1 protein-coding gene is annotated in these 1,742 nt (G+C 69.5%); it reads right to left on the reverse strand.

The window, feature by feature from the left end:
- Positions 1–1,742, reverse strand: a 1,742-nt coding sequence (locus B2J89_RS21070) for an AsmA family protein (protein ID WP_169170798.1), incomplete at both ends; no start/stop codon positions are given.

Genomic DNA, 1,742 nt, shown 5'->3' on the forward strand with positions numbered 1-1,742 from the left:
GCCACAGCGGCGGCCACCGCCGCGCCGGCGCGCAACAGCAGCGGCCCAGGCTCGACGCCCACGTCCGGCTTGGCGAAGGAGCCGCGCACATACAGCGGGGTGCGCAGCGAAAAGAATTTCCACTGGAGCGACTCGGGCTTGACGCGCAGGTCGATGTGCTCGCGCGCCAGGTCCACCGTGCCGACCGCCTCGACGATGGCTTCCTCGGTGCTGAGCTTGGCGGTGCGCGTTTGCGCCATGCCTTGCTTGACGGCCAGGTCGGCCACCGCGCAGCGCAGGTGCACTTCGCGCGTTTCGCCAAACAGCTTGGCGAAGACGATGCTGCCCACGTTGAGCGCGGCCATGTCCAGCAGCTGCTTGCTCAGCGTCCCATCGCGCACATACAGCCGCGCTTCGCCCGAGCTGCTGCCCAGCATCTGGCCCACCGAATGGCCCTGGCCGCTGAGCGCAAAGGCGCCGTCCATGCGGCCCAGGCTCTTTTGCATGCGCTCCACCTTCGGGAACAGCGCCGAGAGCTGCAGCCCATCCACCGTGGCGCGCACCTGCGCCTTGAGCGGGTCCTGGCGGCTGTCGAGCACCACCTGCGCATCGATCTTGCCGCGCGCCACGCCAAAGCGCAGCGGTTCGAGCGTGAGCCGCGCGTTGTTGAGCACGGCATGCACGCTGAGGTTCTCGAGGGGCAGGTGGTCCGATTCGATGATTTTCTGGCCATCAAACACAATGTCCAGGTCCATCGCATTCCAGCGCTCCGTGGCAAATTTCTTGCTGGGCAATACCTTGCCGGGCGGCGGAGGCGGCGTGTTCTTGGCGGGAGCGCCTGCGGGCGTTCCCAGCACTGGACCCAGGTCGGCCAGGCGCAGGGTGTTCGAATACACTTGGCCCCGCAGTTGCGGGCGCGGCTTGCCCGAGGTGTATGTCAGGTGCCCGTGCAAGTCGCTTTTGCCCAGGCTGCCATGGAAGTCCTGGTAATCCCAGGTGGCGCGCTCCGGTGTCAGGTTGCCCACCAGACGGCCATTGGTCTGGTACGGCGGGGTGTTGGGCAGCACCAGTCCGGTGAGCGCATACAGGTCGGCCATGGTCGCACCGGCCAGCAGCACCCGCAGGTCCATCCCGGCCAGGGCCGTGGGGTTGGTCAACGTGCCCTCCACCTCGGCCCGCGTATCGCCCGCGCGCGCGCTGAACTGCACCGGGAAGTCGAGGACCTTGTTGCGCAAGCTCAACAGATCGCCCGCCTTGCCTTGGCCCTCCAGATCGGCCTTGGCAAAGCGCCCGCGGACCTTGAATTGCACGCCGTAGCGCGCGGCGCCCTGGGCAGGCGGGGCGCCGGCTTCTGCGCCGGGGGCAGGGCCGCCGCCCGCCCCTGCCTGAGCGTTGGCGCCGGCTGGGGATGCGGGCGCTTCAGCGATGGTGGCCACCTGGGCGCGCAGCGCCAGGTCCTTGAGGCCATCGGCATAGGCGATCTGTCCTTCGCTCACCTGCAATTGATCGACCGTGACGTTCCAGGGGTTGGCGCTTTGCGGGGGCGCATGGCGCGGTGTGAAGGTCCAGTTGTTGCGGCCATCCGCCAGGCGCGCCAGGGCCACGTCGGGCGCGCTCAGCTCCACCGTGCCCAAGGCGAGCGTGCGTTTGAGCAGCGGCAGCAGCCGCAGCGATGCGCTGGCCTCCGCCGCCGTGGCCATCGGTGGCGCCGTGTCTGCGGCCGTGTCGGCCGGCACCGGCGGGGCAGCCGCCGCCCCGCGTGG

The organism is Acidovorax sp. SRB_24 (assembly GCF_012931925.1).